Genomic DNA, 24,782 nt, shown 5'->3' with positions numbered 1-24,782 from the left:
TGTGTGGTCCAGCCCCCCGGCGTCCATCACATACCCTGCCAGCTGGGTGGGCTCTTATACTCGAAAATGCCCGGAGCCTCGCGCAGCGACGGATCCGCCCTGCGCCGCCGCATCGCTTTGTGGATCGCCCGCAGATGGTCGCGGAGCCTGCCGTCATTTTGCCGTGTCGCGTTCCCTGCATGACGCCGGTAGTAGATCGCGACGTTGTCCAGCAGCTCGTAACGGGGACCCGTTTCGAAGACGCGCAGCAGATAGTCTGTGTCCTCTGACAACTCGAACTCCTCGTCGAACCAGCCGATGCGATCGACAAGCGCCCGGCCGAACAGGGCGGTGCACAGCGAGAGCCCGCGAAGCGTCAAGATATGGCTGTTCGCGGCCGGCTCCAACGTCTCGTCGTCGATCCGGTCGACCAGCGTCATTAGCGAGTAGGTCAGATCGAGGCCGGGATGCGTTTCGAAATGAGCGAGGTCGGCCTCGAAACGGCCGGGAAGGGAAATATCGTCGGAATCGAGGAAGGACACGAAGCCGGCGTCCGCCGGCAATTGCCGCAGACCGGCATTACGGGCTCGGGCAACACCCATATGAGCGTGTTGGAACAGGCGTATGCAGGCGTTCTCGTCCATCATCGCGCGAACCGCCTCGGCCGACCCGTCCGTCGAGCCGTCGTCGATCACGATGATGTCGAGGTCGACGGCGTCGCGCTGCCGCAGCAGCGAGCGCAGGGCCGGGACGACGAAGCGCTCGCGGTTATAGACCGGCATGATCACGCTCAGCTTCATCGGGCGCCCGCGCAAGGAAATCCGCAATCGTGCCGGCGATCTCCTCCGGATGCGTCCCGAGGTAAAGCCGGTAGCATGGCAGCAAGCGTGTGAGATCGCTGAAGAAGCGAAACCCGCTTTCCCGCTCCCCGGGCATCTGGGCAATGCCGGAGGGCGCCAGCGCGATGAGCGCATCCTTGCGCGAAATCGGTGCGATCGAACTCGTCTTTCCGCCACTGACATGTGGCACCATCAACGCGGAAATGTCCAGACTCGCGCGTACTGGCCGAGGCGCGATCTCGTTAATGTGAAAGGCATGCTTGCCTTGCCAGTTGAGCGGTCGGCCGGTTCCCAGCCGCCTTCCCAGCCCGAGCCGGGCGAAACCGTGCGGATCCTGTTTCAGGATCGAAAACAGCGGTCGCGCGGTCACGCCGCCGGAAAGGTCGATCAGCACATAGTCGTCGCCGACGCTGTCCAGCCCGTTGAGCAGTCCCGCAACGACGGTTCCGGATTTTCCCGCGCCCCCGGCGCCGGCCAGCAGCACGCCCTTGCCATCGAGGCCCAGCGTGCCGGCATGGGCAAGGCGCATGCCGCCTGCGGCGTATTCCCAATGCAGGAAGGCGCGCAGCGGCGCCCCTTGCTCCCAGGGCGGAAACGCGTCGGGGGACCGCATCAGCTGGACGCCGATCCGTCGGTCGGGGTCGTAGACCTGCCAGAAATCCAGATCATGGTAATGATGGCCGCGCAGCCCCGCCTCGGCGAGTTTCTGGGCAAAGCCGTGTTCGGTGAAATGCGCATCGCCCCAGCGTGCCGGCACCGGCATGCCGCCGACGCCTGGATGGCCGATGAAGACATGGCATTGGCGGGAGTCCCGCGGATCGCCGCCGGCTTCGATGAAAGCCTGGCCAAGGGCATCCGCGAGCGCGCCGGGCTCGAGATGCGCGATCAATTCCAGCCCTGGCAGGCGGACAGTCCGCTGGACCGGGAATTGCCCGGCCGCGCTCTCGGCGGCGGCGAGGAGGAAGCGGGCGTAGTTCGGCAGGGTCTCGAGCGTGACGCGTGGCATGGTCTGTTCCAGCTGACCTCGCCCTTCGCCGGTCGCTCAGGAAACCTGCTTGACGGCCGGCCAGCCGAGCGGTTCCTCGACTTCGTGGATCGGATCGACGGTGATGAGGTCGGCAAGATCGTCATGGACGCTGACATTGAGCGGCTCGCGCGCCGCCGCCAGCGCCGCCGGCAAATCGTCGGAAGAGGGCAGCGGCGTTGCGCCGGAAGGCGACAGCAGCCCAAACTCGACCAACTGCCCAATGAAGGACTCGAGCGCGGCGGCGTCGATCCTGGCAGCGCACGCCGCCGATCGGATCAGCGCCTCGGTACCGACACCCGAGGCCAGCGCCTGCCATACCTTGCTGCCGGAATCGGAGAAGCCGAAATACTTGCCGTTGGAGAGGTCGAGCACGACAGCCTCGCCGTCGAAGGATTCGAAGACAATGTCCTTGCTCGCAACGGCATAGACGTCGGAAAGAGGCATGTCGTGGACCCCGCTGCAATTCCAGCCGGCGGCTGCCGGTATCGTTGCCTGACCCCTGGACAACGCCTGTAAACACTCGGTCCTTGCTTTGCAAGGCAGGGCGTGCCGGCGCCACCGCGACCTTTCGGGGTTTAGTTCGCGGTTCGAGTCTCGATCTCGAGCGTCGACAAGGGGCAGCCGCGGCGCTTTCGGCACGAACACCGCTTTTGGCCTTCGGTCGGAACACGGGCCCGATGCGGGCCGAATCGGCCCTTGGAACGGCGGTAGAATGGTTAATAGTATCGAAAAGTGACTATTAGGGGATTCTAAAATCGAACTGAACGGTTCGTTTCTGTTGACGGTGCGTGCAGGACAGTGTGAACGCCGGTGCTCCGATACATTTGGTGAGCCAACCGCCAAATTGGAATAAAATATTGATTTTATTCAATAAAAATAAAGTCATAGGCATGCTTATGAAAACTTCAAGATGCGGATTCATGGTCCAGACGGAAAAACTTCGTGATTGGAATCCGGCAGTCGGTTCACCCAAATCAGCGTTGTCCGAACGACGCGATTTCATTCCCAAGACACGCCGCTAGACGGACTGACTTAAGATACTGGAGTAGTAAAAATGAAAAAGATTGTTCTCACTGCCGCAGCCCTTCTGGCAATTTCTGGCAGCGCCTTCGCTGGTAGCGACCATTACAACCCGAACGAAGCCAATCAGACGGCCGCCAAGGTCGACTCTTCCTACACGGCTTCGGTCCACCAGCCTGCGCCGGCCACTCAGCAGCCTGCCACGACGGGCGCCGACCACAACCTGTTCGGCAACAACTAACAACCGACCTTGAACCGGCGGCGGGCTCGCCCGCCGCATCGGTCGGATCACAAGATTCAGGAGCACTGAAATGAAGAAGATCGTTCTTGCCACGGCCGCCCTGTTGGCCGTTTCCGGCGCTGCTTTTGCCGCGGAGAGCGGCCATACCGGTAACGTAGGCGCCAGTCAGCCGGCTCCCGCCGTCGACACCACGCGCACGTCGTCGATCAATACCGACTCGACGGTCTACAAGCTGTTGAACTCGTCGAACGACGTTCACAAGTCGGCCCCTCAGGGCAGCGACCGTAGCCTCTTCGGCCGCTAACAACTTTAGACGATATACGAACGAAGAACGGCGGGCCTTGGCCCGCCGTTCTTCTTTTCCGCAACGGCTATGCGTCAGCCGGAGCGGCTAACCGTCAGGCAGCCTTTGCTTCCTCGCGATGCAGCGTGAAGGAATGGCCGTCGGCGTCGAAGATGTGCAGATCGCCGCCGCTGGCATTGAGCCGCAGGGTCTCGCCGCGCTTGACCTCGACATTGCCTGGCAGCTTGGTCACCAGCGGCAGGTCGGTGCGGCCGATATCGACATAAACGAGCTGAACCTCGCCAAGTTGCTCGATATAGTCGACCTTGCCTTCGAACAGATAGTCCGCGCCGGTCGCGATCGCGAGATACTCCGGCCGCACGCCGAAGCTGACCGCGGCGCCATTCGCCGAGGCCGGCGTCGCGATCGGCACCGTCGCCTTGCGGCCGCCGACATGGCTGACCACCGTTGGATTGCCGGCCTTCTCGATCTTTGCCGGCAATATGTTCATTGCCGGCGAGCCGATGAACTGGGCGACGAACAAATTGCCCGGACGCTTGTAGAGCTCCATCGGCGTGCCGACCTGTTCGATATAACCTTCCTTCAGCACCACGATGCGGTCCGCCAGCGTCATCGCCTCGACCTGGTCGTGCGTGACGTAGATCATGGTGGTGTTCGGCATCGATTCCTTGAGCTTGGCGATCTCGATGCGGGTGGCGACGCGAAGCGCGGCGTCGAGGTTCGACAGCGGCTCGTCGAACAGGAACACCTTCGGGTTGCGCACGATGGCGCGGCCGATGGCGACGCGCTGGCGCTGGCCGCCCGACATCGCCTTGGGCAGGCGGTCGAGATATTTGGTCAGCTGCAGGATCTCCGCCGCCTGGCGCACGCGCTTGTCGATCTCGGCCTTGCTTTCCTTGCCGATCTTCATCGAGAAGGCCATGTTGTCGTAGACCGTCATATGCGGATAGAGCGCATAGGACTGGAACACCATGGCGATGCCCCGCTTCGACGGCGGCACGTCGTTCACCACCTCGCCGTCGATCTTCAGCTCACCCGAGGTGATCTCCTCGAGGCCGGCGATCGACCGCAGCAAGGTGGATTTGCCGCAACCCGATGGCCCGACGAAGACGATGAACTCGCCCGATTTGATGTCGAGGTCGATGCCGTGGAGAATGTTGAGGTTGCCGTATGATTTCTTCACCTGGTTCAGCGTGACATCGGCCATGTTTTCTCCTCCCAATGATTTCCGTTGCAATGTTCAGTCGATACGCCCGAACCAGGCGCCGTAGCCGCCGAGGCGGACCGGCCCGGTGCCAGTCTGTGCCGAAAAGCCGTGCCCCGGCAAGGGCTGCAGCGAGCCATGGCCGAGATCGACCTCGGCGGGCTTGCCGCCGAGGTTGAAGGCGCAGACGATCCGCTCGTTACCTTCGCGGCGCGTGAAGGCGACGGTGTCGCCATGGCTTTCGATAAAGTCGATGTCGCCCTTGGCCAGCGCCGGATGCTGGCGCCGGAAGGCGAGGAAGCGGCGGTAATGTTCGAGCAGCGAGCTTGCGTCGCCCTGTTGCACGTTGACGGCCTGCGACAGGTGCTTGCCCGGCACCGGCAGCCACGGCTTGGCGGTCGAGAAACCGCCATTCTTGGCGGCCGCGTCCCACACCATCGGCGTGCGGCAGCCGTCGCGGCCCTTGAACTCCGGCCAGAACCGGATGCCGTAGGGGTCTTGCAGGTCTTCGAACTTCAGCTCCGCTTCGCCAAGGCCGAGCTCTTCGCCTTGATAGATGCACACCGAGCCGCGCAGCGACATCAGAAGCGCCGAGATCACCTTCAGATAGCCGGGCGGATCCGCCTCGTTGGCGGCCCAGCGCGAGGCGACCCGCATCACGTCATGATTGGAGAAGGCCCAGCACGACCAGCCGTCGCTGGCGACCGTGCCGAAGGCCTCCAGCACCGCGCGCACTTTCGCCGCGCTGATCTTCTCCGGCGCCAGGAAGTCGAAGGAATAGCACATATGCACCCGCTTGCCGTCGGCGGTATAGGCGGCGACCACTTCCAGGCCGCGCTGGGAATCGCCCACCTCGCCGACGGCGGCCTGCGCCGGATATTCGTCGAGAAGCGCGCGGAAGCGCTCCAGGAAGCCGAGGTTCTCCGGCCGGCTCTTGTCGTAGAGATGGTCCTGGTAGTTGTAGGGATTGACCGCCGGCGCCGTCTGGTCGTTGCGCTGTTCCGGCGGCAGCGGCGGATTGTCCTCCAGTCCCTGGCTGTGGAAGTAGAAATTGATCGTGTCGAGGCGAAAGCCGTCGACGCCGCGCTCCAGCCAGAAGCGGGTGATATCGAGCAGCGCATCCTGGACTTGCCGGTTGTGAAAGTTGAGGTCCGGCTGCTCGGCCAGGAAATTGTGCATGTAATATTGCTGGCGGCTGGTGTCCCACTGCCAGGCCGAGCCGCCGAAGATCGACAGCCAGTTGTTGGGCGGCGTGCCGTCGGGTTTTGCGTCCGCCCATACATACCAGTCGGCTTTCGGATTGTTACGGCTGGAGCGGCTTTCCTTGAACCAGGGGTGGATGTCGGCGGTGTGCGACAGCACCTCGTCGATCATCACCTTGAGGCCCAGCCGATGGGCTTCCGTCACCAGCGCGTCGAAATCGGCGAGCGTTCCGAACATCGGGTCGACGTCGCAATAATCCGACACGTCGTAGCCGAAATCCTTCATCGGCGATTTGAAGAAGGGCGAGATCCAGATGGCATCGACGCCGAGCGAAGCGATGTAGGGCAGGCGCCGCACGATGCCCTTCAGGTCGCCGATGCCGTCGTCGTTGGAGTCCTGGTAGGAGCGCGGATAGATCTGGTAGATCACCGCGCCCCGCCACCAGTCGCGGTCGACGGCGGGGTCTGGTCTCGAAGTCGCCTTCAAAGCCGATTGCATGTCTTCAACCTCCTTTCACCGAGCCGGCAAGCAGCCCGCGGACGAAATAGCGCTGCAGCGAGAAGAACACGATCAGCGGCACGATGATGGTGATGAACGCCGATGTCGTCAGGATCTCCCAGTTGCCGCCGCGCGAGCCGAGCAGCGCGTTGAGCTTGGCCGTCAGCACGATCTGATCGGGTGCCGTGCCGAGGAAAACCATCGCCACCAGGAGATCGTTCCATACCCACAGGAACTGGAAGATGGCGAAGGAGGCAAGCACCGGGAAGGACAGCGGCAGCACGATCTTGACGAAGATCTCGAAGTCGCTGGCGCCGTCGATGCGCGCCGATTCCATGATCTCGCGCGGCAGGCCGGCAATGTAGCTCCTGAGCAGGTAGATGGCGAAGGGCAGGCCGAAGCCGGTATGCGCCAGCCAGATGCCGAGATAGGTCTTGGATGGCACGCCGAAGAAGGTGCCGACGCCGTTGTAGAGCTTGAGCAGCGGAATCAGCGACATCTGCAGCGGCACGACCAGCAGGCCGATGATGACGGCAATCAGCAGCGCCCGGCCCGGAAAGCGCATCCAGGCCAATGCATAGGCCGCGAAGGCTGCGATGAGGATGGGGATGATCGTTGCCGGGATGGTCACCGTCAGCGAGTTCATGAACGAGCGGCCGATGCCTTCGGAAAACAGCACGGCATCGTAGTTGTCCGTGGTGAATTTCGGCGGCGCGGAGGAGGCGAAATAGACGCGTTGGCCGCGGTCGCCCTCGAAGGCTTTCACCGAGGAAAGGATAAACGTGCCGTCGGCGTTCATCTGCAAGGTGGTGCCATCATTGAGCTCGGCAACCGTCCCGGCCTTGTACTGCGTCGGCGCGGACGACTTCACGCCGAAGGCGCTGATCTCACGCTTGGGCCCGTCGCCGAAGATGTTGCCCTCGATGACGTATTTGCCGTCCTTCTGGGTTTGCGCCGACGCCGCGGGAAGCCGCCCGGCCTCGCTCTGGCTGGAACTGGCAAAGGAGTTCCACCAGCCGGCGGCGACGATCTGGTCCTTGTCGCGCAGCGACGAGACGAGAATGCCGAGCGTGGGAATGGTCCAGATCACCACGAAGACGAGCACGGCGATGTGGACGCCGAAACGGCCGGCGAAGGATTTTCCGGTCTTGGCGGCCATCTCAGTGCCCTCCCGTCTCTTTGTTGGCCTGGCGGATGTTCCAGACCATGATCGGGATGACCGCGATCATGATGATGATGGCGATCGTGGCGCCGCGGCCGAAGTCGCCGCCGCCGCGGAACATCCAGTCGAACATCAGATTGGCGAGCACCTGGCTGTTCCATTGGCCGTTGGTCATGGTCAGCACGATGTCGAACACTTTCAGCACCAGGATGGTGATGGTGGTCCACACCACAGCGATCGTGCCCCAGATTTGCGGCACCATGATCTTCCAGAAGATCTGGAACGGGTTGGCGCCGTCGATCACGGCCGCTTCCAATGTCTCTTCCGGAATGCCGCGCAGCGCCGACGACAGGATGACCATCGCAAAGCCGGTCTGGATCCAGACCAGGATGATCATCAGGAAGAAATTGTTCCAGAACGGCAACGATATCCACACCTGCGGCTGGCCGCCGAAATACTGGATGATGGCGTTGAGCAGGCCGATCTGCACCTGGCCCTCGCCGCGATACTCGTAGATGAACTTCCAGATCACGCTGGCGCCGACGAAGGAGATGGCGAGAGGCAGGAAGATCAGGCTCTTGGCGATCGTGCCCCACCAGATCTTGTCGGTGAGCACGGCGATGATCAGCCCAAGGAAGGTGCAGGCCGCCGGCACCACCGCCAGCCAAAGCACATTGTTCAGGATCGAATTGCGGAAATCGTGATCGCCGAGCGCCCATTCATAATTGGCGAGGCCGACGAAATTCTCGCCGCCGCGATCGAGGAAGGAGAGCCTCAGCGTCTCGATGACCGGGTAGATCAGATAGATGGTAAGGATGATCATCGCCGGGCCGACGAACAGCCAGGGCCGCACCAGTCCCTGCCGGCGCAAATTGTCGACGGCGGCGGTGCCCGAGACGCCGCGTGACGGGAAGACGAGATCGAGCAGTTTGTTGGCGCCCCAGAAATAGGCGACACAGCCGCCGACGCCGATGATGATGACGAATATGGCCGAGAAAATCTGAGTCGCCATGGATCCCTCTCCCTGCGCATGACCGGCCAGCCAGGGCTGGCGATCGGATGCGCCGACTTTCGGTTATTCGGAACAATCGAAACGCGAAGGCTTCCGGCGTTGACCGCCGGTCGGATCCGGGCCGTGGCCCGGATCCAGGTGGAGGATTAGGAGGATTTCAGGATGCTTACTTGATGGCATCCCAGCTTTTCTGGATGTCGGCGGCGACGTCCTGCGCGGACTTGCCGCCGACCAGGTCGATCATGCCGGTCCAGAACGAGCCCGCGCCGACCTTGCCGGGCATCAGGTCGGACCCGTCGAAGCGGACAGTCGTGGCGCCGACCAGGATCTCGCCCTGCTTCTTCAGCGCGTCGCTGCCATAGGCATCCTTATTGGCTGCCTTGAAGGGGGTGACGAAGCTCTTCTGCGCCATCCACAATTCATGCGCGAGCGGCATCTCGAGGAATTTGATGAACTCGCGCGAGGCCTTGGAATCCTTGGTGATCATCACCAGCGTGCCGGCCACTTCCAGCGGCGTGCCCAGTTCCGGCTTGGAGGCGTAAGGCGGGTAGGGGAAGAAGTCCGCGTCCTGGCCGAGCTTCACGTTTTCCGGGAAGAAGGAGGGGATGAACGATGCCTGATGGTGCATGTAGCACTTGGGCGGCACGGTGAAGAGGCCCTTCGGGCTGTCGCGGAAGTCGGTCGCCGCGACCGCCTTGGCGCCGCCGTCCACCATCTTGTCGTCGGTGGCGATCTTGCCGAAGATGTCGATGGCGCTGACCACGGACGGGTCGGTGAACGGAATCTCGTTCTTCACCCACTTGTCGTAGACTTCCGGCGGCTGGGTTCTCAGCATGATGTCCTCGACCCAGTCGGTCGCCGGCCAGCCGGTGGCGCCGCCGGAACCGAGCCCGATGCACCAGGGCTTGCCGCCGTCGGCGATGATCTTCTTTTCGAGGTCGGCGAGTTCTTCCTGGGTTTTCGGCACCTTGTAGCCGGCCTCGTCGAAATTGTCGGGCGAGTACCAGACCAGCCCCTTCACGTCGATCTTGTAGGGGAAGGCGTAGAAGCCGGGCTTGCCGTCCTTGCCATTATAGGTGCCGAGCTTGGCCCAGGAGTCGCCGGCGGCGTAGTTTTCCTTGATCCAGGCGGCGACGTCGTCGCCCAGCGGGGTCAGCACGCCCTTGGAAGCAAGATCCTGTATGAGGCCGGGCTGCGGCAGGACGGCGATGTTGGGCGGGCTGCCGGCCTGGGTGTCGATGACGATCTGCTGCTCATAGTTCTCGGACGAGGAATATTTCACCTCCGCGCCGGTGGCCTCGGCGAAATAGTCGAGAACCGAACGCACAAGCGTCTCGTCCTCGCCGCGCCACGGCCCGAAGATCGTCAGCGTCTCGCCCTTGAGATCGACCTTTTTGAGGTCGTCGTAGTTCGCCCAGTGAAACTTCAGATCCTCGCCCGGCTTGAACTTCAGTTCGGCTTGCGCCGGCAGGCTGAGGGTGAGTGCCGCAAACGCCGCACCCAAGAGAAGCATTTTCTTCATCGCAAGTCCTCCCAGTGGTCACAAACAGGACGAAACCTCCATTTCGTCCGCCGACGCCCGCGGAACTGTGACTCAGCGAAAGGGCAACCGCAACCTTTCGAAGAGACTTCCAAAGCGCTTTGGCTATTTTGATCTCGCCATTGAATTGCTCGAGAGTCAAGTGGGAGAGTTTGTAAATCGATTTAAATCTCTCGGGATTAGAGTGAGAAAGGTGCACTGCAGCATAGTTTTTTGGGCCGCAGCAGCAATTTTTGCTTCAAACGGCGCCTAGGGCCCTCTAAGGTCATCATGCTTGGCGATCTCGCCAACACTCATCGGATCGATTCAATTTGAAAGCGCTTTGAGGCTGGAGGCCTCCGATGAACCTCAAGCAACTCTCGCATATGCTGTCACTCTCGCAGACCACGGTGAGCCGGGCGTTGAACGGCTATCCCGAGGTGAATGAGGAAACCCGGCGCCGGGTGATGGATGCGGCCAAGCGCCATGGCTACCGGCCGAACCCCAGTGCGCGCCGGCTCGCCACCGGCAAGTCGGGAATGATCGGCTATGTGCTGCCGACGGGCGCCGCCGTCGACATCGACCCGCACTTCGTCGAATTCCTCTCCGGCCTTGGCGACTATGCCCGCGCGCACGAGCTCGACCTCGTGCTTTCGCCTGCCGATGCCGACGACGAAGAAACGACCTACCGACGCATCGTCGCCAACCGCCAGGTCGACGCCGTCTACCTGTCCTCGCCGCGGCCGGCCGACAAGCGGCTGGCGCTGGTCAACACGCTGGGCATCCCTTTCCTCGTCCATGGCCGCAGCGAAGGTTTCGACTTCGACTATCCCTATCTCGACATCGACAATGAGGGCGCCTTCCACGAAGCGTCGAGACTGCTGATCCAACTCGGCCACAAGCGCCTGGCGCTGATCAACGGCAACGACCGCGAGACCTTCGCCATCCACCGCGAGCGCGGCGTGCGCCGGGCGCTTGCCGCAAGCGGGCTGACGCTCGGCGAACGCCACATCCGTTCGGTGGCGATGACCGAGGAGAACGGCTATCGCGCCGCCCGCCGCCTGCTCGAGGAGGCTGAGCCGCCGACGGCGATCGTCTGCTCCAGCCTGATCATGGCGCTGGGCGTCGTGCGCGCCGTGCGCGATCTGGGTCTCACAATTCCGGGCGACCTGTCGCTGGTCGCCCATGACGACGTCTTCCCCTGGCTGCGGCCGGAGAATTTCCCGGTGCCGCTGTCGACCACGCGCTCCTCGATCCGGCTTGCCGGCGCGCGTGTCGCCGAGCGCCTGGCGGCGCGGATATCAGGGCTGGAGGAAGGGGCTCGCGGCGAGGTCTGGCCGGTGGATCTGGTGGTGCGGGGATCGGTGGCTGGGGCGCCGGTATAGGGAGCGAATTCAAACGCTCGAATGACGCAAGTGAGCCGACGTCCGCCCCGAACTGCGAGCGGCAGCTTTGCGCCTCATTTCAGTCGTCGGGTCGCTTTCGTGACGCTCGTTCTCTCAATTTCGCGAGAGCAGAACTATCCGAAATGCCAATCAGCTCTCAAACGAGCAGTCACCGGGATGGTCTATAATGCCGATAAGGGCGGACCCCATTTCTTCGAGTTTGGGATGTAACGAAATTTCGCTACCGACGAAGTAAGCTGGACGGCCCTCAAGAGCCGACAGCTTGCCAAACCCACGGCCGGCTGCCGCTCCTTGGTATGACATATCGCTTCCGGCAAAGGACACGGCATGCACAGAGAGTTCAATATCGCTGAGACAGGCTTCGGCTCTTATTGGCCGCTCGCCATCCTCAGGTGGGTAATGGTACTGATTTTCGTGTCGTTCGGCATTCAGAAGTTCACACCGCAAGCGGCGCAAGGGATCGTTCTATACATCTCACACAGTCCGTTCGTTTCTTGGCTCCAGATTTTTGGAATCAGAGGCGAGGCCTATCTTCTGGGTTGCATCGAGTTGGCGACAGCCGTTCTTCTCGCCTTGGGGGCTTTTGTGCCCGTCTTGTCTGCCCTGGGCGCATTGATCGGGGTTGGCGCGTTTTTTATCACTTGGTCATTTTTCTTTACGACACCTGGTGTTGTCGTATGGAGCATCTCCACCGATCCCATTGCGTGGAATCTAGCTGGAGAGTTTCTCTACAAAGACATCGTACTTCTCTGTGTTTGTCTGGTTTTATTTCTCAACTCTCTTCCAACAGCTTTGGTTCGCCTACGTGGGAAACAACAATAGATGTGATACTCATTGGAGCCTAACATCGAGGTTGCGCTTAGGGTTGAGCGCTCTGCGACATTCGCGAGATAAGCCACTTGGGCGCCGATGTGGGTCATGATCCGACGACTTCGCTGACCGCCTCCTTCTGGGCTGTTTTTGCTGTCGTGGGACAACGGTCCGCCTTCGGCTGCTCCTGATCTTGGACGGTGACAAACGGTAAGCCAGAACCGTCAACCAGCTCCTCAGAGTGCGCCATTGCCCACATTCCCGTTCACCGAAGCGGATCCAATCCAATACCCTGGTCCTCCGCCGAACACTTCAGAAGTGGTGATCGTCGGTGGCGGTATTATCGGCGTAACGACGGCCCTTTTCCTCGCGGCCCGGAACATTCCGGTGACGCTGCTGGAAAAAGGCCGCGTCGCGGCTGAACAGTCCTCGCGAAACTGGGGGTGGATCAGAAAGCAGGGACGAGACGCGGATGAACTGCCGATTGTCATCGAGGCTTCCCGCCTGTGGCGGCAACTGGCCGAGGAATGCGGCGAAGACATCGGGTTGAACCAGACAGGCGTGACCTACCTGGCGAATGCCGACAAGGACATGGCCAAGTTCGAAGAATTCATGAGGATCGCCGCGATCCATGAGCTCGACACGCGCCTTCTGGACGCCGACGAAACCGCAAAACTCATCAGCGGCATGTCGCGCAAGTTCAAGGGCGCGATCACGACGCCCTCCGATATGCGCGCGGAACCTTGGTTGGCGGTGCCGGCGTTAGCGCGGCTTGCCGTTCGAAAAGGCGCCAGGATCGTCGAGAATTGCGCCGCGCGGACCCTCGAACTCTCGGCCGGCAGGGTCAAAGGCGTGTGGACCGAGGCGGGATATATCGGGGCCTCCACCGTGTTGGTCGCGGGCGGCGCCTGGTCATCCCTCTTCTTGCGAAGACACGGCGTGGCCATCCCCCAGCTCAGCGTCAGGGTGACCACAGCTGCCACAGAACCCATGCCTGAGGTCTATTCAGGTGCGGCGGCCGACGACCACATCGCTTTCCGGCGCAGGCAGGATGGCGGATACACGCTCGCCGCAGGCGGCAGCCACTTGCTTTACCTGGGGCCAGACGCATTCCGGCACGCCACCCAATATCTTCCCGCCCTCAGGGACAATCCGTTCGGAACGCGCTATTTCCCGTTCGCTCCATCGGGCTACCCCGATGGCTGGTCGACCCCGCGCGATTGGGCGCCGGATTCCGCGAGTCCTTTCGAGAGAATGCGGGTGCTCAACCCAGCCCCTGAGCCGGCAAAGCTTCGTTCGATCGAGCGCAATTTCAAACGCCTGTTTCCACAGTTCGATAAAGTTCGCTTGAAGGTCGGCTGGGGCGGCATGATCGACGCAATGCCCGACGTCGTCCCCGCGGTGGATCAGGTCCAGGCGATCGGCGGTCTTTTCGTCGCAACCGGAATGAGCGGCCACGGGTTCGGCATCGGGCCTGGCATAGGCCGCGTCGTCTCCGACATGATCCAGGGAAACGAAACCGGGCACGATCTCGGTCGCTTTCGGCTGCCGCGCTTCTATGATGGAAGCCCTGTCCGGCTAGGTCCGGCTCTTTGAACCGGTCGCGCGCAGTCGGCAACAGTCCGTCGACTGCCCGGATTCACTCCTTCGCCGTCTCAGCCGCTTTCGTATCGATCAGCCCATAGCCAAAATCATTGTCCCGCCCCTTGGGCCCGAGATCCTTGGCCGTTGCCGCCAGCGCCTTCTCGATCTCGTCGGCCGAACGGTCGGGCGCTGCATGGATCAGATTGGCGATGGCGCCGGACACGATCGCGGCGGCGAAGGAGGTGCCAGTCACCACGTCGGAGCCGGCGCCGCTCGGCGCCACCATCTCGACGCCTGGCGCCGAGATGAACACATACGCGCCGCGATTGGCCTGCGGCATCAGCCCGTCCTTGGCGTCGGTGGCGGTGACGGCGATGACGCCGTCGAAGGCGGCCGGATAGCCATAGGGCGCCTTCGGCCCGTTGTTGCCGGCGGCCGCGACCAGCACGATGCCGAGCGCCCGGGCGTTACGGCAGGCGGTGCCGAGCAGGTCGTTCTTCGGCCCGACGAAGCTCATATTGATGATGCGTGCGTCCTGTTCGGCGGCCCAGTCCAGCGCCGACAGGATGACATCCATGGTCGACTTGCCGCCTTCGAAGGCGCGCGCGTGATAGATCCTGGCGCCCGGCGCCATGCCTTCCAGCGGGCCGACGCCGGCGATCAGCCCGTCGACCGAGGTGCCGTGGTCGCGCTTCTCGATCGGCACGTTGGGCATCGCGTCGTATTGCTCGGCGATGACGCCGGCGAGCGCCGGATTGGTGTCGTCAATGCCGGTGTCGATGACGGCGACGCGCACATTCTCGCCGCTCGCCTGTTTTGAATCGAGCGCGATGCGGTCGAAGGCGTAATTCACGACACCGGCCACTTGCTGAAGCGTGTAGATGTGGTTCGGTTCGCGGCGCTGCGTGCGCCCGTCCGCGGCAAGCTGCGCCAGCACCACGCCGACGGGCCGCCCGTCGGTGATGCCGAAGCGCACCAGCGTGGTGCCGAGCAGCCGCGACTGGCGCTGCGAGCGCACCTGCAGGCCGAAGGAATTGGCGATCTGCTGCACCACGCTAGCATCGCCGTCGACGGTCACCAGCACTTCGTCGGGCACGAATTCGCCGGCAATCGCGCGCGGCGGCTCCGCCAGATTGAGGCCCTGAGGCACCGCGACGGGTCCGTTCGGCGTCGGCGCTGGCGGCGGCGTGTTGCCGGAACCATTCGACGACGATGTTCCATTGGACGGCGCGGGCGTTTGCGGAGCCGCGCCGGCGGGCGTGTTCGGGAACAGGTCGACGATCAGCGCCGGCAGGAACACCGCGCCGCCTGTGGCGCCGCCAGATCCCGGTTTCTCGTCATTATTCGCGGTGCCGCCGTTCTTGTCGCAGCCGGCGCCCGCCGCTGTCGTGCGGTTCAGGCAGTCGACCTGGGTCTGCGAAAGATTCGGATCGTTGGTCTGCGCAAACGCAGGGGCGGCGGCAAAGGCCGCCGCCGCGAGGAGTGCCGCATGCAGAATGACCGCCTTAGCCGCCATCGACCGGTTTCCTTCCCTGGATCACCGTATCGGCGAAAGGCTGGGCCGCAATAAGGCTGACGAGCTTGTCGTAATCGGCCGCACTGCTCACCGGAATGGTCAGGTGAAAGACGCCGTCGGCGGTCGGCCCGCCGGCAATCTTCAACCCGTTCTGGCCGAGGAAGGCGGCGATATCGGCCATCTTGGCATCCGGCTTGAACTTGACCAGCGCAAAAGGCAGCTTGGCGAGATCGTCCTGAGCGCCGGCCACTTCGAAATCGCTGCCCTTGCCGCCCGGCTGTTCGAACGATTGCACGATGACCAGCGCAAGCAGCGCCGCGGCCGCGGCCCAGGCGATGCCGGCAGGCATTGCCGTCACCCGGCCGAAAACCTTGGCGAGCCACGATTGGCCGGCCGGCGCGCGCGCCGGGCCGGCCTCGGCGTCCAGCGCCTTGGCGAACCGGCTGAGCGCGTCGGCGGGCGGCCGGACCGCCTCGTTGGCGGCGGCGGCACCGGAGAACTCGGCCTCCGCTTCGCCAAGCGCATTCATTGCCGCCGGATCGGTGGCCAGCCATTCCTCGACGGCCTCCAGCTCGGCGCCTTCCAGCGAGCCGTTCAGGTAGAACGGCAGCAGCGTTTCCATCTCGTCGCGGCGCGACATCTTTTCAGCGGCGCTCATGGCCAACCCCTGTCGTAACCGGCGGCCTTGAGGGCTTCGCCGAGTTTCTTGCGGGCGTAGAACATCCTGGTCTTGACGGTGGCGACCGGGATGTCGAGCACCTCGCCGATCTCGGTCACCGACTGGCCATGGTAATAGGCAAGGTCGATCACCGTGCGGTGTTCTTCCGGCAAGGCATCGATGAAGCGGCGCAAGGCGGCGGCTTTGTCTTCCTTCATGGTCACGACTTCCGGCGTGTCGGCGCCGTCGGGAACTTGCGCCGCGTCGTCGTCGTCGATCCAGTCTTCCTTCTTCTTGCGCAGCATGGACAGCCCCTTGAAGCGGGCGATGCCGAGCAGCCATGTGGAAACTTCAGAGCGCCCCTCGAAGCTGGGCGCCTGTTTCCACAGCTCCAGAAAGACCTCGTTCGCGATATCGTCGGCCATCATTTCCGATCCCGTCTGGCGCGCCACGAAGCGGTAGATCCGCGCGTGGTGACGCATGAACAGGAGCCGGACGGCGGCCCGGTCGCCCTTCGCGACCCGGTCAACAAGCGCGCGATCGGTTTCCGTCGCCGCGTTCATGGCCGGTCGAGCCGCCTGGCTCCTCGAAGCTCTGTCGCTGATCGGTCCAAAAAGGTTCATCCTCCGCCAAGGAATTTTCGGAGGCTAACTGAAGAGAGGGGAGGTTGCCAGAGGGGGCGCTTCTCCTACTCCTTCCCGGCGATAGGCCGAGACGCCTATTGCTTCGTCATCCTAGGGCGAAGCAAGGAGCGAAGCGACGCGCAGACCCGAGGATCCATTCCGTGACGTCAAGGCATTGATCCCGTTGCAGAACTTTCTCAGTTGCACCCTTCGCGCGAGGTCACGGAATGGATCCTCGGGTCTGCGCGTCCGCTTCGCTCCCGCTCCGCCCGTGGATGACGAAGTTGCTTGGCCTTCGCCAATCTCCAACGTTGCAACGGGAGAAGGGGGAACTAAACCAAGAACACCTTCGCCTTCATCGTCTCCGGTATCGCCACCCCAAGCCGGCTCAGCACCGTCGGCGCGAGCTGCAGCTGATCGAGCAGCGTGTCGGCTTGAGGCCCCTTGGCCGGGCCGAAATAATAGAGCGCGAAATCCTGCATCTCGTCGTCATGGCCGCCATGATGGCCGCGATCTGTCTGGCCATGGTCGGCCGTCACGATCACTTCATAGCCGGCTGCGCGCCATTGCGGCAGGAAGGCTGCCAGCATCGCGTCCATCGCGTAGCAGGCATGGTCCATCTCGTGACAGTCATGGCCGAAGCGATGGCCCATCGAGTCCAGCGTGCAGGTGTGGAGGATGCCGTAATCGATGCCGTGGCGCTTCGCCAGCATGGTCAGCGTCGCGAACAGGTCGACGTCGCTCGGCGTCATCTGGTTCTTGAGATTGTAGCCAGTCATGGTGTGGAAGCGGCCATGCGTGATCGGCCCATCGGGCTCGTCGAATTCCATCTCCTCGACCAGGTCGAACGGGTACGAGCGGAAGAATTCCGACCAGTAGGAATGGGTCACGGCGCCGGTCTTGCCGCCGGCCTTGCTGACTTCCGAGAAGATATCCGGCTGCGTGACGCGAAAGCGGTTCTCGTTGGAAAGGATGCCGTGCACCTGCGGCGTGACCCCGGTGTGGATCGAGGCGTAGCAGCAGGCCGAGGTCGACGGCAGCACCGAACGCATCTTCCAGACCTGCGCTTCGCCGGACTGCGCCCAGCCCTCGAGGTTGCCCATCAGCCGGCGCCAGTTCCGGTAGGGCACGCCGTCGAGGATGATGAGCAGCAGTTTGGATTTGAGCGCCACGGCGGTTCCCATGATCATGCATCGAAAACAGAAGCGCCGCGTGCCAGGCGACACGCGGCGCTTCTTAGGACTAGCCCGATATCAGGCGTTCAGCCAGCACTCGTTGAGCGCATAGCCGTCCATCATCTCGCCATTCGGGTTCTTCACCCAGCCGCTGACCTTCTTGGTGTTGGCGGCGTCGACGAACTGGTTGAAGAACGGCACGATCAGGCCGCCTTCGTCGCGCATCAGCATAGCCATGTCGCGATAGATCGCCTTGCGCTTGGCCTGGTCCAGCTCGGCGCGGGCCGTGTAGAGCATCTTGTCGAATTCAGGCCGCTTGAAGCGCGTGTCGTTCCAGTCGGCGGTCGACAGATAGCCGGTGGAATACATCTGGCCCTGCGTCGGCCGGCCGCCCCAGTAGGAGAGCGAGAACGGCTGCTTGTTCCACACTTCCGACCAGTAGCCGTCGCCCGGCTCGCGCTTGATCTCTACCTTGATGCCGGCCTTGGCGCAGCTCTGCTGATAGAGCTGGGCCGCATCGACCGCCCCGGGGAAGGCGACATCGGAAGTGCGCAGCAGGACCGGGCCGCTATGGCCCGACTTCTTGTAGGCCGCGGCCGCCTTTTCGGGATCGAACTTGCGCTGCTCGATGTCGGAGGAAAACAGCGGATAGGCCTCGTTGATCGGGAAGTCATTGCCGACCGAGCCATAGCCGCGCAGGATCTTGTCCAGCATCTCCTCGCGGTCCATCGCCAGCTTCAACGCCATCCTGAGGTCACTGTTGTCGAAGGGCGCGGTGTCGCAGAACATGTTGAACGGGTAGTAGCCGCGCCCGGCGACGTTCTCGATGCTGACGCCCGGCATGCGCTTCACCAGGTCGACGACCTTGGGCTCGACCCGATTGATGAGATGCACCTGGCCGCCCTGCAGCGCCGCAAGCCGGGCCGTCGGATCGTTGATGACGACGATCTCGATCTGGTCGGCATGGCCGGCCTTGTCGCCGCGCCAGTAATTGGCGAAGCGCTCGCCGCCATGCTTCACGCCGGGCTGGTTGACGCTGACCTTGTACGGGCCGGCGCTGATACCGGCATTCGGGTTGTCCTTGCCGCCATTCGGCTGGATGACCAGATGGTAGTCGGCCATCAGATAGGGGAAGTCGGCATCGGCGTCGCCGAGCGTCACCACCACGTCCTTGCCATCGGCCTTGATGGTCTTGATGTTCTTCAGAACGCCGAGCGCGCCGGATTTCGACTTCTCGTCGGCATGGCGCTCGAGCGTCGCGACAACGTCTTCCGCCGTTACCGTCTTGCCGTTGTGGAACTCGATGCCGTCGCGGATCTTCATTGTCCAGGTCTTGGCGTCGGCCGAGGCGCCGATCTCCTCGGCAATCAGGTTCTCGACGCCGCCCTCGGGCGTCAGCCGCACGAGGAATTCGCCCCACTGCTTGCAAAAATTGTAGGTCACCTGGCTGAGGTTCAGCGCCGGATCGAGGCTGTTGGTCGATTCGCCGCCCTGCAGGCCGGCCTTGATGATACCGCCCTTCACCGGCGTCGCGGCAAAAGCCTTGCCAGCCAGCGTCGCAGCCAGCGCCGCCGAGGCGCCGAGCGCCGCCGCGCGGCCGAGAAAATCGCGCCGCGAGATCCTGCCCTTGCCGGCGAGTGCGGCGAGATGGTCGAGTTCGGTCTGCATGTCCTGCCCCCTTTTTGAGATTGGTTTGCTGCGGGCTCTACCCGCCCGCGGCCGATCTTTCCTGCTGCGCATTGCAGCCGCATGACAGCTTCTGGTCCGGGCTGACTTTCGGGGGCTAATTTCCGGCGCTCGCCATGCGCCGGCCCTTGATCGCCTTCTCCAGCCAGCCGATCTCCATTTCCGGCACGGAGGACAGCAGCAGGTCCGTATAGGCGTCGAAGGGCGGCGTCAGCACCTTGCTCCTGGAGCCGTAGCGCACGACCTCGCCGCGATACATCACCGCGATCGAATCGGCGATCGACTTCACCGTCGCCAGGTCATGCGTGATGAACAAATAGGCGACCTTTTCGTGCTGCTGCAGGTTCAGAAGCAGCTTCAGGATGCCGTTGGCGACCAGCGGGTCGAGCGCCGATGTCACCTCGTCGCAGATGATCAGCTTCGGCTTGGCGGCGAGCGAGCGGGCGATGCAGACGCGCTGCTTCTGGCCGCCGGACAGCTCGGCCGGGTAGCGGTCGACGAAACCCTTGCCCATCTCGATCTCGTCGAGCAGTTCGGCGACGCGCTTGTCGCGCTCGCGTCCCTTCATACCGAAATAGAACTCCAGCGGCCGGCCGATGATGGTGCCGACCGTCTGGCGCGGGTTCATAGCTACGTCGGCCATCTGGTAGATCATCTGCAATTGACGCAGATCCTCCTTCGGCCGGTCGGAAAGCCGGTTGGCCAGCGGGCGCCCATCGAAGGTCACCGTGCCTTGCTCGGGCGGCAAAAGCCCGGTGATGGCGCGCGCCAGCGTCGACTTGCCGGAGCCGCTCTCGCCGACGACGGCCAGAGTCTGGCCGGGATAGATGTCGACCGAGACGTTCTTCAGGACCTTCACATGGCCGCCGCCGTAGGCGGCGGTGACATTCTTCACCGACAGGAACGGCGTTGCGCCGGGCTGCTGTTCCTGGTGCTCGATCTCATGCACCGAAACCAGCGCGTTGGTATATTCCTGGCGCGGCTCCTTGATGATCTGCTGCGTGCCGCCCCACTCCACCAGCCGGCCGTGGCGCAGCACCATGATTTCGTCCGACACCTGGGCGACGACGGCAAGATCGTGAGTGATGTAGAGGGCCGCCACATGGGTGTCGCGGATGGCGTCCTTGATCGCCGCAAGCACGTCGATCTGGGTCGTCACGTCGAGCGCCGTGGTCGGCTCGTCGAAGACGATGAGGTCGGGCTCCGAGCAGAGCGCCATCGCTGTCATCACGCGCTGCAATTGGCCGCCGGAGACCTGGTGCGGGTAGCGCTCGCCGATCGTTTCGGGGTTGGGCAGGCTAAGCTTCTTGAACAGCGCAATGGCCCGCTTCTCGGCCTCGGCGCGGTTCGCGGTACCATGCAACAGGGTCGCCTCGACCACCTGGTCGATCAGCTTGTGCGCCGGATTGAACGCCGCCGCCGCCGACTGCGCGACATAGCACACCTCGCGTCCGCGCAGCGCCCGCACGCCTCTTGGTCCGGCCTTCATGATGTCGCGGCCGTTGAGGATCACCTCGCCGCCGGTGATGCGCACGCCGCCGCGGCCATAGGCCATGGACGACAGGCCGATGGTCGATTTGCCGGCGCCGGATTCGCCGATCAGGCCGAGCACCTTGCCCTTTTCGAGCGTCAGCGAGACATCGTGGACCAGCGTGATGGTCTTCGGCGTCTCGCCCGGCGGATAGACGGTCGCCTCGATGCGCAGGTTGCGGATGTCGAGGAGCTTGCCCGAGCTTGCCTGCCCGGACTTCGCCTGCCCGGACCTTGCTTGATTGCCAGCCATCAGCCACGTCCTCCCTTCAGGCTCGTCGTGCGGTTGAGCACCCAGTCGGCGACGAGGTTGACCGAGATCGCCAGCACCGCGATCGCCGCGGCCGGGATCAGCGCCGCCGGAATGCCGAACACGATGCCGTCCTTGTTTTCCTTGACCATGCCGCCCCAGTCCGAATCCGGCGGCTGCACGCCAAGCCCGAGGAAGGACAGCGCCGACAGGAAGAGCACGGCGAAGATGAAGCGCACGCCAAGCTCCGCCACCAGCGGCGACAGCGCATTGGGCAGGATCTCACGGAAGATGATCCAGGCCTTGCCTTCGCCGCGCAGCTTGGCCGCCTCGACGAAGTCCATGACGTTGATGTCGACGGCGACCGCGCGCGACAGGCGATAGACGCGGGTGGAGTCCAGAATGCCCATGACCAGGATCAGCGTCAGCGTGGTTGTCGGCAACACCGATAGCACGACGAGGCCGAAGATCAGCGTCGGGATCGACATCAAAAGATCGACGAAGCGTGACAGCAGCGTGTCGAACCAGCCGCCGAAGACAGCGGCCGTGAAGCCGAGAATCGAGCCCAGGGAGAAGGACAGCGCAGTCGCCGCCACCGCGATCTCCATTGTGATGCGCGCGCCGTAGATCATGCGCGAGATAAGGTCGCGGCCGAGATTGTCGGTGCCCAGCCAATGGGCGGCCGACATCGGCTCCCAGACGTCGCCGACGATCTCGCCATTGCCGTGCGGCGCGACCCAAGGCGCGAAGATGGCGCAGAACGCAAAGAAGCCGGTCAGGATAAGCCCGACCCAGGCGGTGAACGGGATTTGTCGTAGCGCCATTCGCCTCAGTTCCCCCTTTGGTCGTCTTGCATCCGGCCCGTCATTTCGGATGCCCCCGTCATTTCGGATGCCTAAGCCGCGGATTGGCCACGATGGCGGCGATATCGGCGACGATGTTGAGCGTGATGTAGACCGCGGCGAAGATCAGGCCGACCGCCTGCACCACCGGCACGTCGCGCTTGGCGACATGATCGACCAGATACTGTCCCATGCCCGGATAGACGAAGATCACCTCCACCACCACGACGCCGACGATAAGATAGGCGAGGTTGAGCATGACGACGTTGACGACCGGCGCTATCGCGTTCGGGAAAGCATGCTTGCGGATGATGTCGAAGGCCTTCAGCCCCTTCAATTCTGCCGTCTCGATATAGGCCGACTGCATGACGTTGAGGATCGCCGCGCGCGTCATGCGCATCATATGGGCGAGCACCACCAGCGTCAGCGCGGTCGCGGGCAGCACGACGGCCTGCAACCTTTCGAGGAAGGGAGTTGAGTCATCCACCGTCGAGATGCTGGGGAAGATCTGCCATTTCACGGCGAAGAAATAGATCAGCACATAGCCGATGAAGAATTCCGGGAAGGAGGTCGAGGCCAGCGCCAGCCCGGAGATCAGCTTGTCGACGAAGCCGTTGCGATAGCGCACCGCGATCAGACCGAGGACGATCGCCAGCGGCACGGCGACGATCGCGGCGCAAGCGGCCAGGAACAGTGTGTTCTTCAGCCGGGTGCTGATCGAGGTCGCGATGTCCAGTCCGCTCGACTGCGCCGTGCCGAAGTCGCCATGCAGGATGCCCCAGAGCCAGTGCACGTAGCGCAGCCACGCCGGATCGTTCAGCCCGAGCTGTTCGCGCAGGTTCGCCAGCGCCTCCGGCGTCGCCGACTGGCCGAGGATCGCCTGGGCGACGTCGCCCGGCAGAATCTGCGTGCCGGCGAAGATAAGCACCGAAACGGCCAAAAGAAGAACCAGGCCCAGCAAGACGCGCTGAGCGACCAATCTCAGGATCGGAGACGACATCGGCTACCTGCAACGGTGAAGAAGGGATGACACCCGCTTTCGGGCGGGTCATGAAAACGGGGAAGGGCCGGCCTACGCCAGCCCTTCCCGTATCCTTCATCAGGCCTGCAGCCAGCACTCGATCAGGGCATGGCCGTTGCTGAGTTCCTGCGCCGGGTTGTCGACCCAGCCTTCGACGCCCTTGCCGGTCGCGTCGACGAACTGGTTGAAGAACGGCACGATCAGGCCACCTTCGTCGCGCATGACCTCGCCCATGTCGCGGTAGATCTTCTTGCGCTTGGCTTCGTCGAGCTCGCCGCGCGCCGCAAGCACCATCTTGTCGAAGTCCGGGCGCTTCCAGCGGGTGTCGTTCCAGTCGGCGGTCGACAGATAGGCGGTCGAATACATTTGGTCCTGGGTCGGACGGCCGCCCCAGTAGGACAGCGAGAAGGGCTGCTTGTTCCAGACTTCGGTCCAGTAACCGTCGCCCGGCTCGCGCTTGATCTCGATCTTGATGCCGGCCTTGGCCGCGCTCTGCTGGTAAAGCTGGGCCGCATCGACCGCGCCCGGGAAAGCGACGTCGGAGGTGCGCAGCAGGATCGAGCCGCTATGGCCCGACTTCTTGTAAGCCGCGGCCGCCTTTTCGGGGTCGAACTTACGCTGCTCGAAATCGCCTGCGAACAGCGGGTAGGCCTTGTTGACCGGCATGTCGTTGCCAACCTCGCCGTAGCCGCGCAGGATTTTGGTCAGCATCTCCTCGCGGTCCATGGCGAGCTTCAGCGCCATCCTGAGATCGTTGTTGTCGAAGGGCGCGGTGTCGCAGAACATGTTGAAGGGATAGAAGCCGCGGCCCGAGGCGGCGCGGATGGTGACGCCGGGCAGCCGCTTGACCAGGTCGACGATCTTCGGCTCGACGCGGTTGATCATGTTGACCTGGCCGCCCTGGAGCGCGGCCATGCGCGCCGTCGGATCGTTGACGACGACGATCTCGACCTGATCGGCATGGCCGTATTTGTCGGGCTGCCAGTAGTGGTCGAAACGCGCGGCGGTGTGCTTCACGCCGGGCTGGTTGCCGGTGATCTTGTACGGCCCGGTGCCGATGCCGGCGTCCGGCTTGTCCATGCCGCCATTCGGCTGGATGATCAGGTGATAGTCCGCCATCAGGTAAGGCATGTCGGCATTCGGGTCCTTCAGCGTGACCACGACATTGCCGCCATCGACCTTGATGGTGTTGATGCTCTTCAGGACGCCGAGCGCGCCGGATTTTGACTTCTCGTCGCTGTGGCGCTTCAGCGTCGCCACGACGTCGTCCGGCGTTACTTCCTTGCCGTTGTGGAACTGGACGCCCTTGCGGATCTTCATCGTCCAGGTCTTGGCGTCGTCCGAAGAGCCGATTTCTTCGGCGATGAGGTATTCGACGCCGCCGCCCGGCGCGAGCTCGACCAGCGTTTCGCCCCAGCATTTGCCGAAGGCGAACGGAACCTGGCTAAGGAAAGTCGCCGGATCGAGACTGTTGGTGGATTCACCGCCCTGCAGGCCGGCCTTCAACGTGCCGCCTTTGACCGGGCCCGCCGCACGAACGGCCTTGGAGAGCAGCGAGTTGGCAACGGTGGCGGCGACGCCGAGCGCCGCGGCGCGACCGAGAAAATCGCGACGGCTAAGTTTTCCGGCCGCGACTCGCCGGCTGAGATAGTCGAGTTCGTTGGACATTACGG

At 63.3% G+C, this 24,782-nt stretch carries 22 protein-coding genes; 5 read left to right on the top strand and 17 right to left on the bottom strand.

What is annotated here, in order from left to right; translation table 11 throughout:
- Window positions 1-26: 26 nt before the first annotated feature.
- The 3 genes from FJ414_RS25605 to FJ414_RS25595 are packed head-to-tail and all read right to left on the bottom strand — an operon-like array spanning window position 27 to window position 2,289.
- Window positions 27-779: a glycosyltransferase gene (locus FJ414_RS25605; protein ID WP_181181713.1), complete on the bottom strand. Its 753-nt coding sequence runs from the start codon at window positions 777-779 to the stop codon at window positions 27-29.
- Complete coding sequence (locus FJ414_RS25600; RefSeq protein WP_140647160.1) at window positions 748-1,824, bottom strand: serine kinase; 1,077 nt, start codon at window positions 1,822-1,824, stop codon at window positions 748-750. The genes FJ414_RS25605 and FJ414_RS25600 overlap by 32 nt, the downstream gene beginning before the upstream one ends.
- Window positions 1,825-1,860: 36 nt before the next feature.
- Window positions 1,861-2,289, bottom strand: coding sequence for a PqqD family peptide modification chaperone (locus tag FJ414_RS25595; protein ID WP_140647159.1), 429 nt, complete (start codon window positions 2,287-2,289; stop codon window positions 1,861-1,863).
- Window positions 2,290-2,899: 610 nt separating this feature from the next.
- Between FJ414_RS25595 and FJ414_RS25590 the strand changes: the two genes are divergently transcribed.
- Window positions 2,900-3,106: a DUF680 domain-containing protein gene (locus FJ414_RS25590; protein ID WP_140647158.1), complete on the top strand. Its 207-nt coding sequence runs from the start codon at window positions 2,900-2,902 to the stop codon at window positions 3,104-3,106.
- 70 nt (window positions 3,107-3,176) lie between these two features.
- Window positions 3,177-3,410, top strand: coding sequence for a DUF680 domain-containing protein (locus tag FJ414_RS25585; protein WP_140647157.1), 234 nt, complete (start codon window positions 3,177-3,179; stop codon window positions 3,408-3,410).
- 94 nt (window positions 3,411-3,504) lie between these two features.
- On the opposite strand, the gene ugpC is transcribed toward FJ414_RS25585, so the two are convergent.
- From ugpC to FJ414_RS25560, 5 genes are all read right to left on the bottom strand, one after another.
- Complete coding sequence (gene ugpC, locus FJ414_RS25580; protein ID WP_140647156.1) at window positions 3,505-4,617, bottom strand: sn-glycerol-3-phosphate ABC transporter ATP-binding protein UgpC; 1,113 nt, start codon at window positions 4,615-4,617, stop codon at window positions 3,505-3,507.
- 33 nt (window positions 4,618-4,650) lie between these two features.
- Entirely contained in the window at window positions 4,651-6,315 is a 1,665-nt protein-coding gene (locus FJ414_RS25575) for an alpha-glucosidase (RefSeq protein ID WP_140647155.1), read from the bottom strand.
- Window positions 6,316-6,319: 4 nt separating this feature from the next.
- On the bottom strand, window positions 6,320-7,474 hold the full coding sequence (locus FJ414_RS25570) for a carbohydrate ABC transporter permease (RefSeq protein ID WP_140647154.1): 1,155 nt from the start codon (window positions 7,472-7,474) through the stop codon (window positions 6,320-6,322).
- A gap of 1 nt (window position 7,475) precedes the next feature.
- Window positions 7,476-8,489 carry a sugar ABC transporter permease gene (locus FJ414_RS25565; protein WP_140647153.1) on the bottom strand — a complete coding sequence of 338 codons (1,014 nt, stop codon included), beginning with the start codon at window positions 8,487-8,489 and terminating at the stop codon, window positions 7,476-7,478.
- 166 nt (window positions 8,490-8,655) lie between these two features.
- Window positions 8,656-10,011 (bottom strand): ABC transporter substrate-binding protein, encoded by a 1,356-nt coding sequence (locus tag FJ414_RS25560; RefSeq protein ID WP_140647152.1) that lies wholly within the window; start codon window positions 10,009-10,011, stop codon window positions 8,656-8,658.
- Window positions 10,012-10,370: 359 nt separating this feature from the next.
- On the opposite strand from FJ414_RS25560, the gene FJ414_RS25555 reads away from it, so the two are divergent.
- The 3 genes from FJ414_RS25555 to FJ414_RS25545 all read left to right on the top strand — a co-directional run bounded on the left by FJ414_RS25555 (window position 10,371) and on the right by FJ414_RS25545 (window position 13,820).
- A complete protein-coding gene (locus FJ414_RS25555) occupies window positions 10,371-11,393 on the top strand; it encodes a substrate-binding domain-containing protein (protein ID WP_140647151.1) in 1,023 nt (340 codons plus the stop codon).
- A gap of 348 nt (window positions 11,394-11,741) precedes the next feature.
- Complete coding sequence (locus FJ414_RS25550) at window positions 11,742-12,236, top strand: DUF417 family protein (RefSeq protein ID WP_140647150.1); 495 nt, start codon at window positions 11,742-11,744, stop codon at window positions 12,234-12,236.
- Between the two features lie 237 nt (window positions 12,237-12,473).
- Window positions 12,474-13,820, top strand: a complete 1,347-nt coding sequence (locus tag FJ414_RS25545) for an FAD-binding oxidoreductase (RefSeq protein WP_140647149.1) — start codon at window positions 12,474-12,476, stop codon at window positions 13,818-13,820.
- Between the two features lie 43 nt (window positions 13,821-13,863).
- Here FJ414_RS25545 and FJ414_RS25540 read toward each other — a convergent pair whose 3' ends face one another.
- From FJ414_RS25540 to FJ414_RS25500, 9 genes are all read right to left on the bottom strand, one after another.
- The gene (locus FJ414_RS25540) at window positions 13,864-15,324 is read right to left on the bottom strand and encodes a S8 family serine peptidase (protein ID WP_140647148.1); all 1,461 of its coding nucleotides are present in this window, start codon (window positions 15,322-15,324) and stop codon (window positions 13,864-13,866) included.
- Window positions 15,314-15,982 (bottom strand): anti-sigma factor, encoded by a 669-nt coding sequence (locus FJ414_RS25535; protein WP_140647147.1) that lies wholly within the window; start codon window positions 15,980-15,982, stop codon window positions 15,314-15,316. The genes FJ414_RS25540 and FJ414_RS25535 overlap by 11 nt, the downstream gene beginning before the upstream one ends.
- Window positions 15,979-16,545 (bottom strand): sigma-70 family RNA polymerase sigma factor, encoded by a 567-nt coding sequence (locus tag FJ414_RS25530; RefSeq protein ID WP_140647146.1) that lies wholly within the window; start codon window positions 16,543-16,545, stop codon window positions 15,979-15,981. Before FJ414_RS25530 ends, FJ414_RS25535 begins: the two co-directional genes overlap by 4 nt.
- 392 nt (window positions 16,546-16,937) lie before the next feature.
- Window positions 16,938-17,777: an alkaline phosphatase family protein gene (locus FJ414_RS25525; RefSeq protein ID WP_140647145.1), complete on the bottom strand. Its 840-nt coding sequence runs from the start codon at window positions 17,775-17,777 to the stop codon at window positions 16,938-16,940.
- 81 nt (window positions 17,778-17,858) lie between these two features.
- Window positions 17,859-19,448 carry an ABC transporter substrate-binding protein gene (locus FJ414_RS25520; protein ID WP_140647144.1) on the bottom strand — a complete coding sequence of 530 codons (1,590 nt, stop codon included), beginning with the start codon at window positions 19,446-19,448 and terminating at the stop codon, window positions 17,859-17,861.
- A gap of 115 nt (window positions 19,449-19,563) precedes the next feature.
- Window positions 19,564-21,249 carry an ABC transporter ATP-binding protein gene (locus FJ414_RS25515; protein WP_140647143.1) on the bottom strand — a complete coding sequence of 562 codons (1,686 nt, stop codon included), beginning with the start codon at window positions 21,247-21,249 and terminating at the stop codon, window positions 19,564-19,566.
- Window positions 21,249-22,070 carry an ABC transporter permease gene (locus FJ414_RS25510; protein ID WP_140647142.1) on the bottom strand — a complete coding sequence of 274 codons (822 nt, stop codon included), beginning with the start codon at window positions 22,068-22,070 and terminating at the stop codon, window positions 21,249-21,251. The genes FJ414_RS25515 and FJ414_RS25510 overlap by 1 nt, the downstream gene beginning before the upstream one ends.
- 58 nt (window positions 22,071-22,128) lie before the next feature.
- Window positions 22,129-23,088 carry an ABC transporter permease gene (locus tag FJ414_RS25505; RefSeq protein WP_140647141.1) on the bottom strand — a complete coding sequence of 320 codons (960 nt, stop codon included), beginning with the start codon at window positions 23,086-23,088 and terminating at the stop codon, window positions 22,129-22,131.
- 99 nt (window positions 23,089-23,187) lie between these two features.
- Window positions 23,188-24,777 carry an ABC transporter substrate-binding protein gene (locus FJ414_RS25500; RefSeq protein WP_140647140.1) on the bottom strand — a complete coding sequence of 530 codons (1,590 nt, stop codon included), beginning with the start codon at window positions 24,775-24,777 and terminating at the stop codon, window positions 23,188-23,190.
- Window positions 24,778-24,782: the final 5 nt, after the last annotated feature.

This window comes from Mesorhizobium sp. B3-1-6 (assembly GCF_006439555.1).
In the GTDB taxonomy this organism is placed as follows: Bacteria; Pseudomonadota; Alphaproteobacteria; order Rhizobiales; family Rhizobiaceae; genus Mesorhizobium.
This window is presented reverse-complemented; position numbering and strand designations above follow the sequence as displayed.